Raw genomic sequence first — 298 nt, forward strand, 5'->3', positions numbered from 1 at the left:
ATTCTGGAAGGTTCTTTGCAGCGTGGGCGATGATGTAGGCATCTCGGATGTCCGTTTTGGCGTTTCCGGCATGGATGCGTGAGAGCTGACGCATTGCCAAGCCGGGAAGATAGCGCACATCAATTCCAAGGTCTTGGGCTACCGCGACAGTAAGCCGACCAATGTTATTTGGCTGGTCAACAACGACAAGGACCTTGTTGTTACCAGAGTAGAAATTCGAAAAGAGCGCGCGTAAGGACTGCTCGTTTTGATTGATTCGTTTGGACAGGACCTGGGCGCCGTGGCTATCTAAGACGCA

General features: G+C 52.0%; 1 protein-coding gene. It reads right to left on the reverse strand.

From position 1 onward, the window contains the following. On the reverse strand, positions 1-298 hold a 298-nt coding region (locus QP891_RS11750; RefSeq protein ID WP_284817094.1), incomplete at both ends, for an IS110 family transposase.

Origin of the sequence: Corynebacterium sp. MSK310 (assembly GCF_030227355.1) — a bacterium.
Taxonomy (GTDB): Bacteria; Actinomycetota; Actinomycetes; order Mycobacteriales; family Mycobacteriaceae; genus Corynebacterium; species Corynebacterium rhinophilum.